This window comes from Nonomuraea roseola, from assembly GCF_039535395.1.
In the GTDB taxonomy this organism is placed as follows: Bacteria; Actinomycetota; Actinomycetes; order Streptosporangiales; family Streptosporangiaceae; genus Nonomuraea; species Nonomuraea roseola.
Map to the genome: position 1 here is coordinate 408,327 of NZ_BAAAXC010000014.1, position 18,062 is coordinate 426,388.

The 18,062-nt window shown below is 71.8% G+C and carries 13 protein-coding genes; 7 read left to right on the top strand and 6 right to left on the bottom strand.

The features are described 5' to 3' along the window. The first annotated feature begins 14 nt into the window (after positions 1–14). Positions 15–719 carry a TetR/AcrR family transcriptional regulator gene (locus ABFX55_RS20265; RefSeq protein WP_346123212.1) on the top strand — a complete coding sequence of 235 codons (705 nt, stop codon included), beginning with the start codon at positions 15–17 and terminating at the stop codon, positions 717–719. A 36-nt stretch (positions 720–755) separates the two neighbouring features. Here the strand turns inward: ABFX55_RS20265 and ABFX55_RS20270 are convergent, their stop codons facing one another. Both ABFX55_RS20270 and ABFX55_RS20275 read right to left on the bottom strand, forming a co-directional pair. Continuing rightward, positions 756–4,757 carry a hypothetical protein gene (locus ABFX55_RS20270; RefSeq protein ID WP_346123213.1) on the bottom strand — a complete coding sequence of 1,334 codons (4,002 nt, stop codon included), beginning with the start codon at positions 4,755–4,757 and terminating at the stop codon, positions 756–758. Between the two features lie 85 nt (positions 4,758–4,842). Beyond that, on the bottom strand, positions 4,843–5,445 hold the full coding sequence (locus tag ABFX55_RS20275; RefSeq protein ID WP_346123215.1) for a class I SAM-dependent methyltransferase: 603 nt from the start codon (positions 5,443–5,445) through the stop codon (positions 4,843–4,845). 56 nt (positions 5,446–5,501) lie between these two features. Between ABFX55_RS20275 and ABFX55_RS20280 the strand changes: the two genes are divergently transcribed. Beyond that, entirely contained in the window at positions 5,502–6,320 is an 819-nt protein-coding gene (locus ABFX55_RS20280) for an alpha/beta fold hydrolase (RefSeq protein WP_346123217.1), read from the top strand. A 73-nt stretch (positions 6,321–6,393) separates the two neighbouring features. Here the strand turns inward: ABFX55_RS20280 and ABFX55_RS20285 are convergent, their stop codons facing one another. The 4 genes from ABFX55_RS20285 to ABFX55_RS20300 are packed head-to-tail and all read right to left on the bottom strand — an operon-like array spanning position 6,394 to position 10,475. Next, on the bottom strand, positions 6,394–7,137 hold the full coding sequence (locus tag ABFX55_RS20285; RefSeq protein WP_346123219.1) for an SDR family NAD(P)-dependent oxidoreductase: 744 nt from the start codon (positions 7,135–7,137) through the stop codon (positions 6,394–6,396). Beyond that, a complete protein-coding gene (locus ABFX55_RS20290; protein WP_346123221.1) occupies positions 7,134–7,970 on the bottom strand; it encodes an amidohydrolase family protein in 837 nt (278 codons plus the stop codon). The genes ABFX55_RS20285 and ABFX55_RS20290 overlap by 4 nt, the downstream gene beginning before the upstream one ends. Next, complete coding sequence (locus tag ABFX55_RS20295; RefSeq protein WP_346123223.1) at positions 7,960–9,138, bottom strand: mandelate racemase/muconate lactonizing enzyme family protein; 1,179 nt, start codon at positions 9,136–9,138, stop codon at positions 7,960–7,962. The genes ABFX55_RS20290 and ABFX55_RS20295 overlap by 11 nt, the downstream gene beginning before the upstream one ends. Next, positions 9,138–10,475, bottom strand: coding sequence for an aspartate aminotransferase family protein (locus ABFX55_RS20300; RefSeq protein WP_346123225.1), 1,338 nt, complete (start codon positions 10,473–10,475; stop codon positions 9,138–9,140). The genes ABFX55_RS20295 and ABFX55_RS20300 overlap by 1 nt, the downstream gene beginning before the upstream one ends. Before the next feature lie 187 nt (positions 10,476–10,662). On the opposite strand from ABFX55_RS20300, the gene ABFX55_RS20305 reads away from it, so the two are divergent. The 5 genes from ABFX55_RS20305 to ABFX55_RS20325 all read left to right on the top strand — a co-directional run bounded on the left by ABFX55_RS20305 (position 10,663) and on the right by ABFX55_RS20325 (position 18,061). After that, positions 10,663–11,424, top strand: coding sequence for an IclR family transcriptional regulator (locus tag ABFX55_RS20305; RefSeq protein ID WP_346123227.1), 762 nt, complete (start codon positions 10,663–10,665; stop codon positions 11,422–11,424). Positions 11,425–11,603: 179 nt separating this feature from the next. After that, on the top strand, positions 11,604–13,562 hold the full coding sequence (locus tag ABFX55_RS20310; protein ID WP_346123229.1) for a hypothetical protein: 1,959 nt from the start codon (positions 11,604–11,606) through the stop codon (positions 13,560–13,562). Continuing rightward, positions 13,549–15,609, top strand: a complete 2,061-nt coding sequence (locus tag ABFX55_RS20315; RefSeq protein WP_346123231.1) for a hypothetical protein — start codon at positions 13,549–13,551, stop codon at positions 15,607–15,609. Before ABFX55_RS20310 ends, ABFX55_RS20315 begins: the two co-directional genes overlap by 14 nt. Then, complete coding sequence (locus ABFX55_RS20320; protein ID WP_346123233.1) at positions 15,606–16,841, top strand: Gfo/Idh/MocA family protein; 1,236 nt, start codon at positions 15,606–15,608, stop codon at positions 16,839–16,841. Before ABFX55_RS20315 ends, ABFX55_RS20320 begins: the two co-directional genes overlap by 4 nt. Continuing rightward, on the top strand, positions 16,838–18,061 hold the full coding sequence (locus tag ABFX55_RS20325) for an ABC transporter substrate-binding protein (protein ID WP_346123234.1): 1,224 nt from the start codon (positions 16,838–16,840) through the stop codon (positions 18,059–18,061). The genes ABFX55_RS20320 and ABFX55_RS20325 overlap by 4 nt, the downstream gene beginning before the upstream one ends. Position 18,062: the final 1 nt, after the last annotated feature.

Genomic DNA, 18,062 nt, shown 5'->3' on the forward strand with positions numbered 1-18,062 from the left:
GTAGAGTGACCGCTGTGGAAGGCACGGGAGGGCGCCGGGCACGGCTGCGGGCCGAGACGACAGCGGAGATCAGGCAGGTCGCGCTCAAGCTGATGGCCTCGGGGGGACCTGACGCGATCACGCTGCGGGCCATCGCCCGCGAGATGGGCATGACCGCCAATGCCATCTACGGCTACTTCGCCACCCGCGACGATCTGGTCACCACGCTGATCAGCGAGGTCTACACCGCACTGGCCGACGCTGTCGACGCCGCATGGGCCGACGCCCCTGCCGCGGATCCAGCCGGCCGGATCCGGGCCTGGGCGCGGGCCTTCCGGGGCTGGGCCCTGGCCAACCCCGAGGGATTTCGCCTCATCTACGGCGACCCCGTGCCCGGCTACCAAGTCCCCGAGGGCGGTGCGGCCCCGGACGCCGCGTACCGGGTCTGCACGGGCATCGCCGCCCTCGCGGCGGCCGCCTGGCCACACGCAGGTCCGCTCTACGCGGACAGCGACTTCCAGTGGTCCGACTTCGACGCCGGGCTTCTGGACAAGCTCCGCCCGGCCTTCCCCGACCTGCCGCCGGCCGGCGTGGCACTCGCGCTGCGCATCTGGGGCCACCTGCACGGCCTGGTGTCACTGGAGATCTACGGACATCTGCGTACCCAGACGATCAGCCCTGACAAGCTCTTCCAAGAAGAACTGGCTCAGCTCATCCGGTCGCTGGGCGTCGACTCCTAGGGGTGCGAGCCCCGAGCGCCGAGGTGCCTCCCACCTCTAGTCGCAGGTGCCGGGGTCGACGGAGGAGACCTTCCAGTCGGCTCCAGGGAAGGGGGACATGAAGGAGGTCAGCAGGTCGAGGGCATAGCCCGGCGTCTGGCCTCCCGCGTCGAGCAGCGAGACGACCTGTGGCCCGTCGGCTCCGCGCAGCGTCAACGCGCCGCCTCGCCGGGCGGGCACCAGGCCGGGCTTGGCTTCGACGCCCACGCAGGCCAGCGGCACGCCGCCCGCCTGCACCGCCTGCCTGGAGCTGATCGGCCGCATCCGCTGGTCGTAGCGGCGCAGCCGCAGCGACGTCACCGGCCCGATCCGCACGCTCTCGTCGAAGACGTCCGCCCCGACGCTCCTGGTGACTTTCACGTCCATCCGGACGTCGGGGCGCAGGTCCACGCCGGCCGTGCGCAGGACGAGCCGGTCGTAGCCGCCCTCGAACCCTGGTGAGACGAACCCTGCGGCGGGCGGCGCGGACACCCCGAAGGGCAGCTTGCCTGGGCGGACCCTCAGCCACGACATCCCGTGGACGGCGAGCGTGAGGTCGTCGATCCTGCTGCGGCCCATGCCGAAGCTGCCGTCGAGCTGGTAGGCGAGGAACCCACCCGCGTACGGCACGTCCTTGCGGGCCGAGACCTTCCGCGCGGTGACGGGCGCCAGGTCCAGCCCCGTGCGGGCTCTCAGCAGCCTGGTGGGCGACGGCTTGGACACCAGATCGATGGACAGGTCGGGATTGAGCCTGGCGGTGGTCTCCTGCGCCAGGTCCTCGACCTCGAGCACGGTGTCGAGCAGGCCGCCCTGCGGCGGCTGGTACACCTTCTCCACCAGCGCGGCCTGGACGGCGAGCAGGCCGTCGAGGGTGCCGGCGTCGGCCTTGTAGGTGAGCCGGGGAATCTGGAGACCGCTGGCGTTGGTGTCGGCGTCGATGCCGAACACGGCGGGGACGTCGGTGAAGCGGAGCAGGCCGGTGGCCCCGCCCATGGTCACGGCGGCTTCGAGCCGCCTGACAGGGGCGGAGTTGCGGACGCGCACGCGGGTCTGCCCGCCGTACAGGCCGGTGACGGAGACGGCGGAGGGAACGGGATCGATCAGCACGCGCCCGCGCAGACCGCCCCTGTCGGTCTCGGCGCGGACGTCGAGCGTGCCGAGCGTGGCGGGCGGCAGGATCGTGTAGGCGGCGGTGACGGACCTGCCCTCGACCCCGATGGGACCGACGGTCATGCTGGTGATCGCGGAGGGCAGCCCCGTGAGAGTGGCGCTGGCCCTGATCGGGACGGGAGCGAGGACCGAGCTGTCGAGGTAGAGCGCGAGCCTGCGTCCCTCGGGGCGGAAGCCCTCGAAGGTGAAGGTCTTCTTCGCCAGGTCGACGCTCACCTTGCCGGGCAGCCCGCGCACGTCGACGTAGCCCTTGAGCCCCGGCCTGTCGCGGGTGCCGCCGTCGACGAGGGAGAGCCCTCCGCGCACGTGCGGGGCGTCGGGGACGGCGGCGCTGTCGCCGAGCCAGATCCGCCCCTTGAGCGCGACCTCGCCCGCCTCGTAGGTGAGCCTGCCCGCCGAGGTCGAGACGGCGACGCGGCCGGGCGCGGGGCCGAGGGCGGCCAGGGCGCCCCACCGCCTGCCGTCCGAGGTGCGCAGGTCGGCGTCGAGCGTGACGGGACGGCGGGCGGCGCGCACGTCGGCGTGGAAGCCCGTGCGGCCTGGGTCCGTGGCGAGGTCGGCGGCGCGCAGCCGGTCGAGGCGGGCGCTGGCGTCGAACCTGCCGGTGGCCGCGTCGTAGTGGGCGGCCAGGTGGGGCCCTTCGGGGGCGGTGGCGTCCGGGTGGTTGGCCACCGCGATCGTCGCCGACCCGAGGGGACCCGACAGCCCGCGAAAACTCACCACCTCCGCGGCGGCGGGCGCCGTGCCCTGAGCCGGGGCGCCGCTCTGGGCGGGGGTACCGGTCTGGGCCGGGGTGGCGGTCTGGGCCGGGGTGGCGGTCGGGGTGGTGGTCGCCTGGCCGGGGGTTCCCCAGGTGGCCTGCCAGCGGGCGGGGACGCCGACGGCGCTGACGGCGGCGCGCAGGTCGCCCGCCCTCGCCGAGACGGTCGCCGCGCTCACGGGGGCGTCGGCGGTCCAGTCCAGCCGCCTGCCCACGCTGTCGGCCACCGCCGACACCTTCCCTCGCACGCCCCGCACCCCTGCCCGCAGCGTCCCCTGCCCGCTCGCCGCGTGCAGGTCCACGCGCGCCAGCCTGGCGGGGCTGCGCACCTCGAGCGAGGTCCTGGGCCCGAGCTCCCACGAGGCGCGTACGCTGCCGCGTACCCCGCGCACGCTCGCCTCCACGCTCAGACCCGACGTGGGGTCGGCGTAGGCGGCGCGCAGGCGGTCGATGGCGCCGCCCGCCGAGTAGACGGCCCTGCGGGCGCCGGGATCCAGCTCGGCCTCGATCGTGGCGGGCGTGTTGGAGATCTCCAGCCTGGCCAGGTGCCTGCCGTCGATGCTGGCCGCGCCGACGAACGGCCTGCCGCCCGAGCCCAGCCTCAGCTTGACGCGCGGCGCGGCGCCGTACGTGACGTCGAACCCCGCGACCCCCGCCAGCCTGGCCGAGACGCCCAGCCGCGCCCCTTCCTTGATCATGGTGACGTGGTCGCCCGCGAGGCCGGCGATCGCGCCGCCGCCCCGCTGCAGGAGCAGGGAGCAGCCGCCGAGCGGGGAGCTGGAGGTGTGGACGACGCGGTTGGCCTCGGCGTCGTGCTCGATCGTCATCGTGGCGGGCAGCCCCGTGAGGCTCGCCTGGACGAGCGTCCGGTCGCGCGCGGCGTCGTAGAAGGTCAGCTGCGCGGCTTTGGGCCTGGGCGCGCCCGAGGCCACCGACAGCCCGCCCGAGCGGGCCGTGGCGCGGAACTCGCGGGGCAGCCGCGTGATCGACAGCGCCGCCGCTCTGGACAGCCGTCCCTCGCTGTAGAGGTAGTCGTGGAAGGTGGCCGAGGCGATCGGGGCGGCGGCGGCGAAGCGGACCTCGCCAGGCCTGGTCAGCTCGGCGGTCAGTTCGGCGCCCATCCTGTCGACGGTCACCTGCGTGAACCTGCGGCCTCCTGTGACGGCGAGGGCGTCGAGGCGCGCCGGCGTGGAGGCGGTGGCGGTCAGCGTGCTCCTGTCGCCGTCGAAGGCGGCGTGGGCGGCGAAGCGCTCGGTAGCGGGCGTCTGCCTGAGGCTGAGCAGCGCCTTGCCTTCCAGGCCCGCGATGGTCGCGACGGAGGCTCCGGGGTCGCTGCGCCGTACGGTGGCCCTGACGTCGACCCTGCCCTCGGCGAGGGCGGCGAGGTCGACGGTGAACAGGCCCGAGTCGCGGGCCGACAGCGACGTGCCGCGGCGGTAACCGTCGAAGCCGACCTTCACCACCCGTCCTTCGCCGATGCCGTACTCGGCCCACACCTGCGCGCTGACCGGGTCACCCAGCTGGACGACGGTCAGGCCGATGCCCACGCTGCCGCCCTCCGCCTTGCGCGGCACCAGCGTGGCGGTGAGGTCGGGCAGGCCGTCGCCCGTGACGTCCGCCTGGACGGGGGTGGCCACCGGCCGCGCCGACGAGCACGCCGCGGGCAGCCGTTCGCTGGCCGCGCACAGCCTGAAGGTGACCAGCGGCACCCGCTCGCGCCCGCCCGTCAGCACGCGGGCGCCCTTCATCGGCAGCAGCCCGAGGCCCTCGCCAGGGTCGGCGGGCAGGATGGCCTCCGTCGAGGGGCTGTCGGCGCCCATCCGCCGCTTCGCCTCCTCCGCCACCTTCCCCGCCAGCTCGGGGCCCTCAGGTACGGTGACCTCCGGCTTTCCCGGCCCGTCGGGTTTCTGCTCCCCCACGCGCGTCGCCAGCGACGGCTTGCCGGCCGGGGCCGCAGGGGCCGCGCCTGGCACCTTCACCCGCGCCACCGGCTCGATGCGCGGTCTGTCCTCCTTCGGTACGGCGTGAGCCACAGTGGGCACGCCGAAGACCAACGCGCAGGCGAGCAGGACGCAGGACAGCCGCGACATGACGGGCATTCCCCCGGGAATGTGGTTGCGCAATTACGAAAGGTAAGAGCCGACCATATCTCTCCACAGCCCGTCAAGGCCGGATTTACACGGACATCCCGGTGAATACGGTGAGCGTCTTCAGCTCATGCCTGGTCACGTCGGCGAAGTGCTCCCCGAGCGCGGCTGCGATCATCGCCAGCTTGTCCTCCGGCAGGGTGAGCTTCCTGGCGATGCGTCCCGGCGCGCTGCCGCCGTGCCAGGCGATCACCACGCGCCCGCCGGACCTGAGCACCCTGCGGAACTCCCTGAGGCCCGCGCCGAGGTCTGGCCAGAGCGCGACGTTGTTGACCGACACGACCCTGTCGAAGACGCCGTCGCCGAAGCCGATCGCGTCGGCGGTGCCGATCCGCAGATCCACCCGCCTGTCGGCGCGGTGCGGGCGGCCTGCGAGGTCGCGCATGTCCGGCGAGGGGTCCACGCCGCAGATGCGCGCCGAGGGCCCCTTCGCCAGCACCCTGACGAGGCCGCCCGGCCCGTAGCCGACCTCCAGTACGTGGTCGCCCTCCCCCGCGTCGATGAGGGCGACCAGCTCGCGCTGCTCGTTGGTGAGCAGCATGAACAGGCCCGCCAGCCGTCCCGCAAGACCGCGTGGCTGCGCGAAGGGGGAGGTGATCGGCCGGTCGAAGGCCCAGGGCGTGCTCTCCATTCTTCGACTGTACGTCACTCCTTGACAAAAAAATTTGTCGGTGAGATGCTCCTGCCATGAAGAAGACGGAAACCCTGCAAGCGCCGGGCGCGCGGCTCTACTACGAGGTCCAGGGCTCGGGCCCGGTCCTGCTGATGATCCCCGGCGGCCCCACGGACGCGGGCATCTTCGCCGCCGTGACCCCGCTGCTGGCCGAGCACTTCACCGTGGTGCCCTACGACCCCCGCGGCAACTCCCGCAGCGTCCCCGACGACCCTGCTCTCGAGCAGGACATCGACGTGCACGGTGACGACGCCGCCCGCCTGGTCGCCGAGCTGGGCGGCGAGCCCGCCTACGTCTTCGGCAGCAGCGGCGGCGCCCAGATCGCCCTGAACCTGGCCGCCAGGCACCCCGAGCTCGTCCGCGTCGTGGTGGCGCACGAGCCGCCGTGCGTGCGGCTGCTGCCCGACGCCGACGAGGTCGCCGCGGGCATGGAGGAGGTGGCCTCCACCTACGAGCGCGAGGGTGTGCCCGCCGGCATGCAGAAGTTCAACGAACTCATCGGCATGAGTGAGGAGGATGCCCCGCAGGGGCCGCCGAGCCCCGAGCAGCAGGAGATGTTCGGCCGCCTCATGGGCAACCTCGGCTACTTCCTCGGCAAGGGCGTGCGCCCGATCAGCACCTACAGGCCCGACGTCGAGGCGCTGCGGTCGGGCTCGCCGAAGATCGTGGTGGGCATCGGCGAGAGCACCGAGGGGCAGCTGGCCCGCCGTAGCGCGATCGCGCTGGCCGAGCAGGCGGGCCTCGAGCCCGTGGTCTTCCCCGGCGGCCACGGCGGCTTCGCCGACGCCCCCGAGGCGTTCGCGGCCAGGCTCGCCGAGGTGCTGCGCGCCTGACCGCGCGGTCCCTGAGCTCGCGCCGTCCGGGGACCGAGTTGCGGTTGAGCGCGCGGTCCCTGAGCTCGCGCGGTCAGGAGACCGAGTTGCGGTAGGGCGGCATGAAGCGCCGCCTCGGCATCTGGTCGGCCAGCACGCCGCCGTCCACGACCAGCGTGCTGCCCGTGACGTAGCGGGCCGCGCCCGAGACGAGATAGCGCACCGCGCCCGCCACGTCGGACGGCGCGCCGTACCCCCCTCGCAGCGGGATGCGTTCCTCCCACGCCGCCTCGAAGGCCGCCCTGTCCAGGGGGAAGTCCCCGTCGATCGGGGTGGCGACCATGCCAGGGGCCACCGCGTTGACGGTGATGCCGAACGGCCCGAGCTCGGCCGCGAGCGACTTGGTGATCAGCTCGAGCGCCCCCTTGGAGGCGTTGTAGTGCGCCAGGCCCGCCTCGGCCACGAGCCCGTTCTTGGAGGAGATGTTCACGATCCGCCCCTCCACCCCGTCGGCGATCATGTGCTCGGCCGTCCGCTGCGACAGGAAGAACGGCGCGTCGCAGTTGACAGCCATGACGTGCCTCCACGACTCGACGGTGATCTCGTTGAAGTGCTCGAGGCGGGCGGTGCCCGCGTTGTTGACCAGCACACCGATCGGGCCGTGCTCGCGGCGCACGCCGTCCACGAGCTCTGCCAGGGCCCGCGTGTCGGCCAGGTCCGCGAGCACGTCGGCGCCGGCGAGGTCCACGGTGACGACGTCGTAGCCGTCCTCGGTCAGGCCTGCGGCGATGGCGTGGCCGATGCCCCTGGCAGCGCCCGTCACGACGGCGAGCGTCATGTCAGGCCCAGCAGGTCGAGGGAGGGCCGGTGGATCATGTTCTCGATCTCCTGCCTGTCCAGCGGCGCGAGCCCCGGGATGCCGGGGACCGCGCCGACCGCGCGCAGCCCCTCGACGGAGGCGTCGACCGTGGTGAACGGGTAGTCGCTGCCGAACATCAGCTTGTCCCACACCCCGTAGTCCTGCACCAGGCGCAGGCTGTGCCACAGCTGGAAGGGGCGGTAGTGCAGCGCCGACACGTCCGCGTAGACGTGCCGGTGCTTGCGGATCACCGCGATGCACTCCCCCTCGAAGGGATGGCCGAGGTGGGCCAGGACCATCCGCAGTGACGGATGCCTGATGGCCACCTCGTCCAGGTGGACGGGCAGCGCGTAGCGCAGGGGCGCGGCCGAGACGAACGTCGTGCCGGTGTGCACGAGCAGCGGCAGGCCGTGCTCGGCCGCGTAGGAGTAGAGGCCGTCGAGCTCAGGGTCGGCGGGGTCGAAGCCGGCATACATCGGCATGAGCTTGATCCCGCGCAGGCCCAGGTCCTGGTGGCCGTGCTCGAGCTCCTCCCGCCAGCCCGGCTGGGTGGGGTCGAGGGCGAGGTAGCCGATCAGGTCGTGGTCGGCGGCGTAGCCCGCCACGGCCGCGTCGTCCACCCACAGCCCCGACCTGCGCGCCTTGCCCCCGACGACGATCGTCCGCGTGCCGGGCGGTGAGCTGGCCTCGTACTCCGCCCAGCGCACGGTGAGGTCCACGTGCCCGCCGTGGGCGCGGGCCGACTCGGCGGCGAACGGGTCGCCCACGTCGTCGGGGCAGGTGAACAGGTGGGAGTGGACGTCAACGATCACGCTTCTCCCAGCCTTCGGCGAAGAGGTTCCAGAACCGGTGGCTGGGCGGGTGCTCCTCGAAGACCTCGTCGACCAGCTCGACTCCCAGCCCCGGCGCGCCCGGCAGCCCGATGTGCCCGTCGACGACCGGCAGGGCGCCCCTGACTGCCTCGAAGACGTACGGCTCCAGCATCCCGTCGAAGGTCTCGAGGATGGTGAAGTTCGCCATCCCGAGCACCGCGTGGACGGAGGCGGTCGTGCACAGCGGGGAGTTGGAGTTGTGCGGCGCGACCAGCATGGCGTGCACCTCCGCCTGCACGGCCAGCTTCCTGACCTCGGTGAAGCCGCCCGCCATCGACAGGTCGGGCTGGATGATGTCCACGGCGTCGGTGTCGAAGAGCCTGGCGAACTCGTAGCGGTTGTGGAAGTGCTCACCGCCCGAGATCGGCATCGGCGCGCGCTGCCGCAGTTCGGCGTAGCGCTCGATGTGCGTCCACGGCAGCGGCTCCTCGAACCAGGCCAGGTCGTAGGGCTCCAGCTCGCGCAGCAGCCTGGAGGCCGTCGGCATGGCGAAGCGCGCGTGCCCCTCGACCATCAGGTCCACGTCGACCGCCTCCCTGACCGCGGCGACGATGTCGACCGAGCGGCGCAGCTCCTCGCGCGAGAGCTCGCCGAGGCCGGCGCCGAACGGGTCGAACTTCAGCGCGGTGTAGCCGCGCGCGACGACCTCCTTGGCCTTCTGCGCGAAGGTGGCGGGGTCGCGCTCGCCGGTGTACCAGCCGTTGGCGTACACCCTGACCTCCGAGCGGCACGCGCCGCCGGTCAGCCGGTAGGCGGGCACGTTCAGCGCCTTGCCCATGAGGTCGTACAGGGCCTGGTCGACGCCCGAGACGACGATCCCGCCGACGTCGCCGCCGCGCAGGAAGTCGCCCTGGTACATCCGCAGCCAGATCTCCTCCACGTCGAAGGGGTCGGCGCCGATCAGGTGCCGCTCGGCCATCGCGGTGGCCAGCGAGCACGTCTCCCTGCCTCTGTAGGGGTGGGTGATCTCGCCGACGCCGCTCAGCCCCTGGTCGGTGTGGATCCTGACGTAGGAGAAGTCGCGCCACGCGGTGCCGAGGGTGAGGGTCTCGACCCTGCTGATGCGCCCGGCAGGGCCCACGGGCCTGGTGGTGTTCACGGTGAGCATCAGCGGACCGCCCCTCCCATCGTGCTGGCCGCCGCGAGGTCCTGCACCTCGCCGCCCGCCTGCCTGGCGGCGACGGCGGCGGCCTCGAGGAGCCTGTCGACGTCGGCGTCGGTGTGGGCGTAGGAGACGTGGCTGCGTTTGAGGTTCAGCGGCAGCTCGAAGATCCCGTGGTCGAGCAGCCTGCGCCGGTAGCCGATGAACATGTTGGCATCATTGCGCAACAGGTCGTCGTAGGTCCGCGCGGGCCCCGTCATGAAATATCCGACGAAGACCGAGCCGTAGCCGGTGACCAGCGCGGGGATGCCCAGCGAGTCGAAGACCTCGGTCAGGCCCGAGCGGATCCGCTCGCCCAGGGCGAAGACGTGCGCGTGGACCGGCTCGGCGCGCAGCTTGCGCAGCGTGGCCAGGGCGGCCGCCACGACGGCGGGGTGGCCGTTGTAGGTGCCGGCGAAGAAGGCGGGGCCGCCGGGCCTGGAGCTGAACAGGTCCATGAGGTCGGCGCGACCTCCGAGCGCGCCGACAGGGTAGCCGTTGGCGATCGCCTTGCCCATGGTGGTCAGGTCGGGTGTGACGCCGCTGATGGCCTGCCAGCCGCCCAGATGGTGACGGAAGCCGGTGATCACCTCGTCGAAGACGAGCACGCTGCCCGCCTTCGTGCACTCCTCGCGCAGGGTCCGCAGGAACTCCTGCTCGGGAAGCAGGCAGCCGACGTTGTGCGGCACCGGCTCGACGATGACGGCCGCGATGTCGGCGCCGTGGTCGGCGAAGGCCTGCCGTACGGCCTGGCTGGAGTTGAAGGGCAGCACGAGCGTCGCCTCCAGCACCTCCGGCAGGATGCCGGTGGAGATGGGGTCCCTGCCGCCGACCTTCTCGGCGGAGGAGATGACGTTCAGGCTGACCGAGTCGTGCCAGCCGTGGTAGCAACCCTGGAACTTCACCACCAGCCGGCGGCCCGTCGCCGCTCTCGCCACGCGCAGGGCGTGGAAGGTGGCCTCGCTCCCCGTGCTGGTGAGCAGGACCCGCTCGACGCTGGGCACCAGCTCGGCCAGGGTCTCGGCGAGCTCGACCTCGCCCTCGGTGACGCCTACGCCGCACAGGTCGGCGCCGTTGCCCGCCTCGGCGACCGCGGCGTTGACGTCGGGGTCGTTGTGGCCGAGCAGGGGCGGGCCGAATGCCGCGTGGAAGTCGAGGTACTCCTTGCCGTCCGCGTCGCGGAAGCGGGCGCCCTCGGCGTGTGCGATCACGAGATCGCTGAGACCCGGAACGTTCCGCTGACCGCTGTTCACGCCGCCGGGGATGGCCCGCCGGGCGCGCTCGGCCAGGACTCGCTGATTCACATCTGCTCCTCGGTCGCGGAGCGCGGCCCGGCCCGGCCACGACTCCGCGGGGTTAACCGCCGCAAATTCCGAACAGTGTTTGGTACTGCCGAACAACATAGACCGAGCAAAATCCGTGCGTCAACCGCCTCACCGGGTAAGCTGTTCGGCTGTGACGAACACTGCTGCTGAGGATTCGCGTTATTGGGTGCGAAGCGTCGCCAGAGCCGCCGACGTCCTGGAGGCTCTGGCCACCGGCGCCCAGGGCGCGGGCATGAGCGTGACGGACCTCGCCGCGGCCTGCGGGCTGAGCAAGAGCGCGGCCTTCGCCACCCTCTACACGCTGCGCCAGTACGGCCTGGTGGCCGACGACGGCGAGGGCATGAACCGCCGCTACCGCCTGGGCATGGCGCTGGCCAGGCTCGGCGCCCGCGCGCAGGACCAGCTCTCGCTGCGCGACGTGGCCAGGCCCGTCCTGGTGGAGCTGACCGCCGCGACGGGGATGAACTCACGCCTCGCCGTACCCGACAACGGGCAGGCGGTGGTCGTCGACCAGGTGAGCAACCAGGACCGCATCCAGGTCGACCTGCGGATGGGCTCCAGGGAGCTGCCGCACTGCACGGGCCTCGGCAAGGCGCTGCTGGCCGAGATGCCCGACACCGAGGTCGCCGCGCTGGTCGACAGGGTCGGCCTGCCGCACAGGACCAGCCACACGATCACCGACCTGCCCACGCTGCTCGCGCATCTGAAGACCGTCCGCGAGCTCGGCTACGCGGTCGACGACGAGGAGGACGCCGACGGCGTCTTCTGCATCGGCGGGGCCCTGCGGGACCACACAGGCGCGTGCGTCGGGGCGATCAGCATCACCTCGCTGAAGCGGGATCTGCCCGCCTGGAAGTACCAGGAGCTGGGACGACAGGTCCGCGACGCCGCCGAGCGGATCTCCAGAGACCTCGGTCACACCCCTTGACAGCGCCGCCGCGCGCTGTCTAACGTCCCGTCACCTCGGGCGAACAAGCTGGCTCCCGTGCGTCGCGGCCCCGACGCGGGAAGTTCTGGCCAGCAGCTCCGCCGCCTGCGCGCCTTCGCGTGTCGCCCGACCTTCCACCCCCTGCCGGTCCTCCCGGCGACGAAGGTTGAGGCCCTTTCATGCACCATGTGGCCAGCGTCGCGCGCCTGCTGGCGCTCGACGCACGCACAATCGACGACGGCTCGCTCGTGTCCGTCGCGGGCTACCTTGCCCCCGGCGACGGCGGCGGGATGCTGGTCCGCTGGGACGCCTCCGCGACCCAGCCCTCCAACGGCGGCACCGTCCTCGGCGGCGGCTCCCGCGGCCGGTGGCTCCGGCTGCACGACGGCTGCCTGGACTTCAGGACGTTCGGCGTCTTCGACGCCGAGACCCCGGCCGACGCCGCGCTCGACGCGATGGTGAACGACCCCGCGGTCCACCGGGTCGAGGCGCACACCGACCTGCTCTTCACCAGGCGGCACACGTTCTCGAGGTCGGGCGTCGAGCTGGACTTCGGCGGCAACACCGTCCGCACGGACGGCATCGAGCGCAACACGCACGACAACCCCTTCGGCGCGGTGTTCCTCTTCCGCGGCGAGGTCACCGAGGAGGTCGTCACCCACAAACTGACGGCCGTCATGCCCGACCTGTCCGACGTCTTCGAGGTCGGCGACTCGGCGAGGTTCGAGGTCGGCCAGTGGTGGACGGCCGAGGTCGACGCCCTGGCCGGGAAGTACGAGCGCGAGCTGCAGCGGATGGTCCAGGTCACCCAGATCCTCGACGGCTCGCGCGTCAGGGTGAACTACAAGAACGGCTGGGAGCTGGCGGCCGGCCGTACGATCACCTGGACCAGGGTGAAGCCCGTCGAGAAGGCGCACGTCAGGAACCTCATCTTCGACGCCCCCGGCGGCGACCAGTACACCGGCTCCCACCCCGTCGCCTACGAGTACGCGGTGAGCTGCGACGTCGAGGGCGTCCACGCGACGGGCACGTTCTGGCCGGTGATCATGCGGCGCTGGTGCACGCACTTCCGCACCGTGGGCTGCAGCCTGAAGAACCCGCCGACCGTCATGTACGGCGGCGCCGGCTACCTCACCCAGCAGATCTACTGCCTCTACGGCCACGTCGCCGACTGCGTCACCTCGAACGTGCGCCACCTCAACGACTTCACCGCCTCGGCCTACTGCACGGTCGAGAACTGCCACGGCGACGGCGACGACGAGGGCGGCAACCCCTTCACCACGCACGGCCAGTACGAGCACGACCTGGTCTTCACCGGCTGCTCGGGCCTCATGGACCTGGCCAACTCCGGCGCGCTGTGGGGCACGAGCGCCAAGCGGATCACCGTGCGCAAGCACCTGTGCTCCTGGTTCGTCGCGGGCACGAAGATCACCGACCTGACGCTGGAGGACGTGCGGGTGATCCCCCGCTCGACCTTCGACCCCGGCGGAACGCTCCAGGTCAACGCCGACGGCGTGCAGCTGCGCGGCTGCGTGGCCAGGACCTTCGCGATCGGGCAGCGCTCCAACCGCTCGGGCAGGCCCAACCTCGTCCAGGGCTGCTCCTTCGACCTGCCCAAGGGCCAGGTGGTCGTGCAGACACCGGTCTCCAACCCCGTCCACTTCGTGGACTGCTCCTTCACCGGCGTGGACGGCGCCCACTTCAGGGGGTCGGGCCCGCTGCGCTTCACCGCCTGCCGCCTGGACGGCGCGAGCGCCACGCTGGGCGCGTCGGAGATCACCTTCTCGGGCGGCCTCGTGGACAACGTCACGATCGAGCTGAGCGCGGTCCGCGACCAGGTCCTGCGCCTGGACGGCACGACGCTCAGGAAGGCGCCGCTGACGAGGGCGGCCGGCCCAGGCAGGCTCGCATGGGAGCTGGACGGCTGCCGCGTCGAGGGCGGCGGCCTGGAGCTGACGACCGGCGAGAACCGCTACGCGGCGACCGGCACGTCCTTCACCGGCGGACGGCTGACGCTGACGGCCGTCTCCTCCCTCCTTCACACGGGCTGCGTCGAGGACGGCGTCGCCCGCTCCCTCCCCTCCTCCTCGTCCGTGCTCATCGCCGACACCCTGGAAGTGGCCCATGGAACGTCGTGACATCCTGCGCGCCTCGGGGCTGGCCCTGGGCACGCTGCTGATCGCCAGGCCCGCCGCCGCCGACCCCGCCCACAAGCCGAAGGACGAGGTCCTGACCGCGGGCACGGTCGCCGAGCTGCTCGCCTTCACCAAGGTGGAGGACGGCACGCTGGTCCAGGTGGCCGGCTACCACCGGCCGGGCGACGGCGGCGGGATGCTGACGCGCTGGGACGCCGCGTCCTCGTCAGCGCCCAACGGCGGCACGGTCCTCGGCTCCGGCGCGAAGGGCCGGTGGCTGATGGTGCACGACGGCGTCCTCGACTTCAGGAAGTTCGGCCTCTTCGACACCGAGACCCCCGCCGACGCCGCGCTCGACGCGATGGTGAACGACCCCGCCGTCCACCGCGTCGAAGCCCACACCGACCTGAACTTCGTCAGGCGCCACCGCTTCGCCAGGTCCGGCATCGAGCTCGACTTCAGCGGCCGCACCGTGACGACGGAGGGCATCGAGAAGGCGGGGCAGGACGACCCGTTCGCCGCCGTGCTCCTCTTCCGCGGTGAGGTCACCAAGGAGGTCGTCACCCACAAGCTGACGGCCCCCGTGCCCGACCTGTCCGACGTCTTCGAGGTCGGCGACTCGGCGAGGTTCAAGGTCGGCCAGTGGTGGACGGCCGAGGTGAACGCGCTGACCGGGCGGTGGGAGCGGGAGCTGCAGAAGCTCGTGCAGATCACCCAGATCCTCGACGGCTCGCGTGTCAGGGTGAACTACAAGAACGGCTGGGAGCTGGCGGCCGGCCGTACGATCACCTGGACCAGGGTGGAGCCCGTCGAGCGGGCGCACGTCAGGAACATGGTCTTCCAGGGTGTCGCGGGGGGCGACCAGTACACCGGCTCGCACCCGATCGCCTACGAGTACGCGGTGCGCTGTGACGTCTCGGGCGTCGACGCGACAGGCACGTTCTGGCCCGTCGTCATGCGCCGCTGGTGCACCCACTACCGCACCGAGCAGTGCACGCTGAAGAACCCCGCCTCGGTCACCTGGGGCGGCGCAGGCTACCTGACGCAGCAGATCTACTGCCTGTACGGGCACGTCTCCGACTGCCACGTCGCCAACTCCCGCCACCTCAACGACTTCACCGCCTCGGCCTACTGCTACGTGGACAACTGCCACGGCGACGGCGACGACCAGGGCCCGTTCGTGACGCACGGCCAGTACGAGCACGACCTCACCTACACCGGCAACTCGGGCCTGATGACCTTCGCCAACTCCGGCGCGGCGTGGGGCTCGGCGGCCAAGCGGATCACCGTCCGCAAGCACGTGTGCTCCTGGTTCGTGGCCAGGGTGAAGGTGACGGACCTGACGCTCGAGGACGTCCAGGTCATCGGCAAGCCGTCCCTGCAGGGGTCGGGGATGATCTGGGTGAACGCCGACGGCCTGCAGATGCGCGGCTGCTCGGCCAGCGACACATTGATCGTCTCCCAGCAGTCGAAGCTGTCGGGCAGGGCCAACCTCATCGAGGGCTGCACGTTCAACCTGCCCGCCAAGAGCGAGATCGTCCAGGCGAACGTCACCGCGCCCGTGCACATCAGCAGGTCCGCGCTGAACGGCCTGGACGGCAACGCCTTCAACGGCGCCGAGCTCCGTCTCACCGACACCGTCCTGCAGGCGCGGGACGGCGCCGCCCCGCTGACCGTCTCGGGCTCGGCCACGTTGACCGGGTGCACGGTCAAGGGCCTGGGGATCAGGGCGGCGGGCAAGGCCGACCAGCGCGTCCGCCTGGCGGGCGGCACCACGCTCACCGGCGCGGGCCTGTCGCGCGCGGACGCGGGCGGCGTCGTCACCTGGGAGCTGGACGGCTGCCGCGTGCAGGGCGGCGGCGTGGAACTGACCACGGGGCGCAACCGCTACACCGCGACCGGCTGCCAGTTCACCGGCGGACGCCTCGAGATCAGGGACGGGGCGTTCGACTACCTCAAGCACACCGGCAACCTCGAAGAGGGCGTCACCAGGGCCCTGCCCGCCGACGGCCCGAGGGTGCTCACGACAGGGAATCTGGTGATCCAGTGACAGTCACCGTGGCGCTCGCGGGCGCGGGGAACAGGGGGCAGACCTATGCCGCCTGGATCGCCGCGCACCCCGAGCGCGCCCGCCTGGTCGCCGTGGCCGACCCCTCGCCCGAGGCGAGGGCGAAGGTCGCCGCGCAGGTCGAGTTCGACGACTGGACGGGGCTGCTGAAGGAGCGGGTGGCGGACGCCGTCATCGTGGCCACCCAGGACGGACTGCACGTCGAGCCGGCGATCGCGCTGGCCGAGGCGGGCTACGCGCTCCTGCTGGAGAAGCCGCTCGCGCCGACCGAGCAGGAGTGCCGCAGGCTCGTCGAGGCGGTGGCCGCGACGGGCGTGCTGTTCGGGGTCTGCCACGTGCTGCGGTACACGCCGTACACGAACCTGGTCAAGCAGGTCGTCGACGGCGGGACGCTCGGCGAGATCATGAGCGTCGAGCATCTCGAGCCGGTCGGCTGGTGGCACCATGCCCACTCCTACGTGCGAGGGCCGTGGCGCAGCGAGCGGCTGGCCAGCCCGATGCTGCTGGCCAAGTCGTGCCACGACCTCGACTGGCTGGCCTACGTCACGGGGCGCGAGGTGGAGCGCGTCTCCAGCTTCGGCTCGCTCGGCCACTTCCGCCCCTCGCAGCGGCCCGAGGGCGCGGCCGACCGCTGCCTCGACTGCGCGATCGAGGAGGGCTGTCCGTACTCCGCGCCCAAGCTCTACCTGCCCGTCCTGCGCGACGAGGGCTTCGTCTGGCCGGTCAGCGTGCTGGCCGACAGCCCCGACGGCGTGATGGAGGCGCTGCGCACCGGCCCGTACGGCAGGTGCGTCTACGCCTGCGACAACGACGTGGTCGACCACCAGGTGCTGGCCATGGAGCTGTCGGGCGGCGCCACCGCGACGTTCACCATGACCGCCTTCACCGAGCAGACGCACCGCCAGACCAGGATCTTCGGCACACACGGCTGCCTGACCGGCGACGGCGAGAGCGTGACGATCGTGGACTTCCGCGATGGCCGTACCGAGAGAAGGTGGGCCGCCGTGGGCGGCTCCAGCGCCGCCGACGGGCACGGCGGCGGCGACGCCGGTCTCATGGACGCCTTCGTCAGGGCGCTGGAGACCGGCGACCCCGCCCCCATCCGCTCAGGCCCCTTCGAGTCGCTGAGCAGCCACCTGGCGGTCTTCGCCGCCGAGCGCGCCCGCCACACAGGAACCGTCGTGACCCTCCCCTCCGAAAGGAACCGACCATGAGAGCACTCGCAGCGGCGACCCTCGCGATCGGCCTGCTCACCGCCTGCGGCAGCGGCGGCTCAGGCGACGAGAAGCAGACCGTGACGATGTGGATCTACCCGATCATCGCCGACCAGGCCACCCACCAGGCCTTCTGGGACGGCCAGACCAAGGCGTTCGAGCAGGCCAACCCCGGCATCGACGTCAAGGTCGAGATCTACCCGTGGGCCAAGCGCGACGAGGCGCTGTCGACCGCCATCGCGGGCAACAAGGCGCCCGACGTCGTCTACCTGATCCCCGACCAGTTGCCCAAGTATGCCAAGACCCTCCAGCCCGTCGACGAGTACCTCTCGGCCGAGGCCAAAGGCGACTACCTCGACAACGCCAAGGCCGCGGTGACCATGGACGGCAAGCTGATGGGCGCGCCGATCCTGATGTCGGCCGTGCCGCTGATGTGCGACAAGAAGGCCTTCGACGACGCGGGCGTCACCGACTACCCCAGTACCTGGGACGACCTGCTTGCCGCCGCCCCCGCCTTCAAGGCCAAGGGCATCGACGTCACCAACTACTGGGCGGACCCCGCCGCCACGCTCAACCAGTCGTTCTACCCGCTGCTCTGGCAGGCGGGCGGCGACGTCTTCAAGCCCGACGGCAGGTCGGTCGCCTTCGCCGGCCCCGAGGGCGTCAGGGCGCTGACCTTCCTCAAGCAGCTCGCCGACGGCGGGCACCTGGAGAAGGATTTGCTGACCGGGCTGCCCAAGTTCGAGCAGACCCGCATCGCCCAGCACAAGGTCGCCTGCACCTGGCAGCACGTGCCCGCCGACGTCGAGTCGTTCTGGGGCAAGGAGAACATCAAGGTCTTCCCGCCGCTGACCGGCGTCAAGCAGGTCGCCTACGGCACGGTCGGCTCGCTTTCGATGCTGAAGGCGGGCGACGACAAGCAGGCGGCGGGCAAGTGGATCGCCTTTGCCTCGGGAGCGCAGGTGACCAAGGCGTTCGACGTGGCCTCCGGCTACTTCTCGCCGCAGAAGTCCACCGGCTCGCTCTACGCGGGCGACCCGCTGCAGGCCGAGGTGGAGAAGTCGCTGCGGTTCGCCACGGCGGGGCCGCTGCACGAGAAGGCGCGTGACGTCATGGGCGTGCTGGCGCCCGAGATCCAGGCCGCGCTCATCGGCGAGAAGACGCCCGAGCAGGCGCTCACCGACGCGGCCAAGGCGGCGGACGCGCTGCTCGGCGGGTGAT

Coding starts and splice junctions, on each gene's coding strand:
- ABFX55_RS20275 (WP_346123215.1), bottom strand. CDS start 5,445: ATGGAGAGCACGCCCTGGGCCTTCGACCGGCCGATCACCTCCCCCTTC.
- ABFX55_RS20315 (WP_346123231.1), top strand. CDS start 13,549: ATGGAACGTCGTGACATCCTGCGCGCCTCGGGGCTGGCCCTGGGCACG.
- ABFX55_RS20280 (WP_346123217.1), top strand. CDS start 5,502: ATGAAGAAGACGGAAACCCTGCAAGCGCCGGGCGCGCGGCTCTACTAC.
- ABFX55_RS20295 (WP_346123223.1), bottom strand. CDS start 9,138: ATGCTCACCGTGAACACCACCAGGCCCGTGGGCCCTGCCGGGCGCATC.
- ABFX55_RS20325 (WP_346123234.1), top strand. CDS start 16,838: ATGAGAGCACTCGCAGCGGCGACCCTCGCGATCGGCCTGCTCACCGCC.
- ABFX55_RS20285 (WP_346123219.1), bottom strand. CDS start 7,137: ATGACGCTCGCCGTCGTGACGGGCGCTGCCAGGGGCATCGGCCACGCC.
- ABFX55_RS20310 (WP_346123229.1), top strand. CDS start 11,604: ATGCACCATGTGGCCAGCGTCGCGCGCCTGCTGGCGCTCGACGCACGC.
- ABFX55_RS20270 (WP_346123213.1), bottom strand. CDS start 4,757: ATGTCGCGGCTGTCCTGCGTCCTGCTCGCCTGCGCGTTGGTCTTCGGC.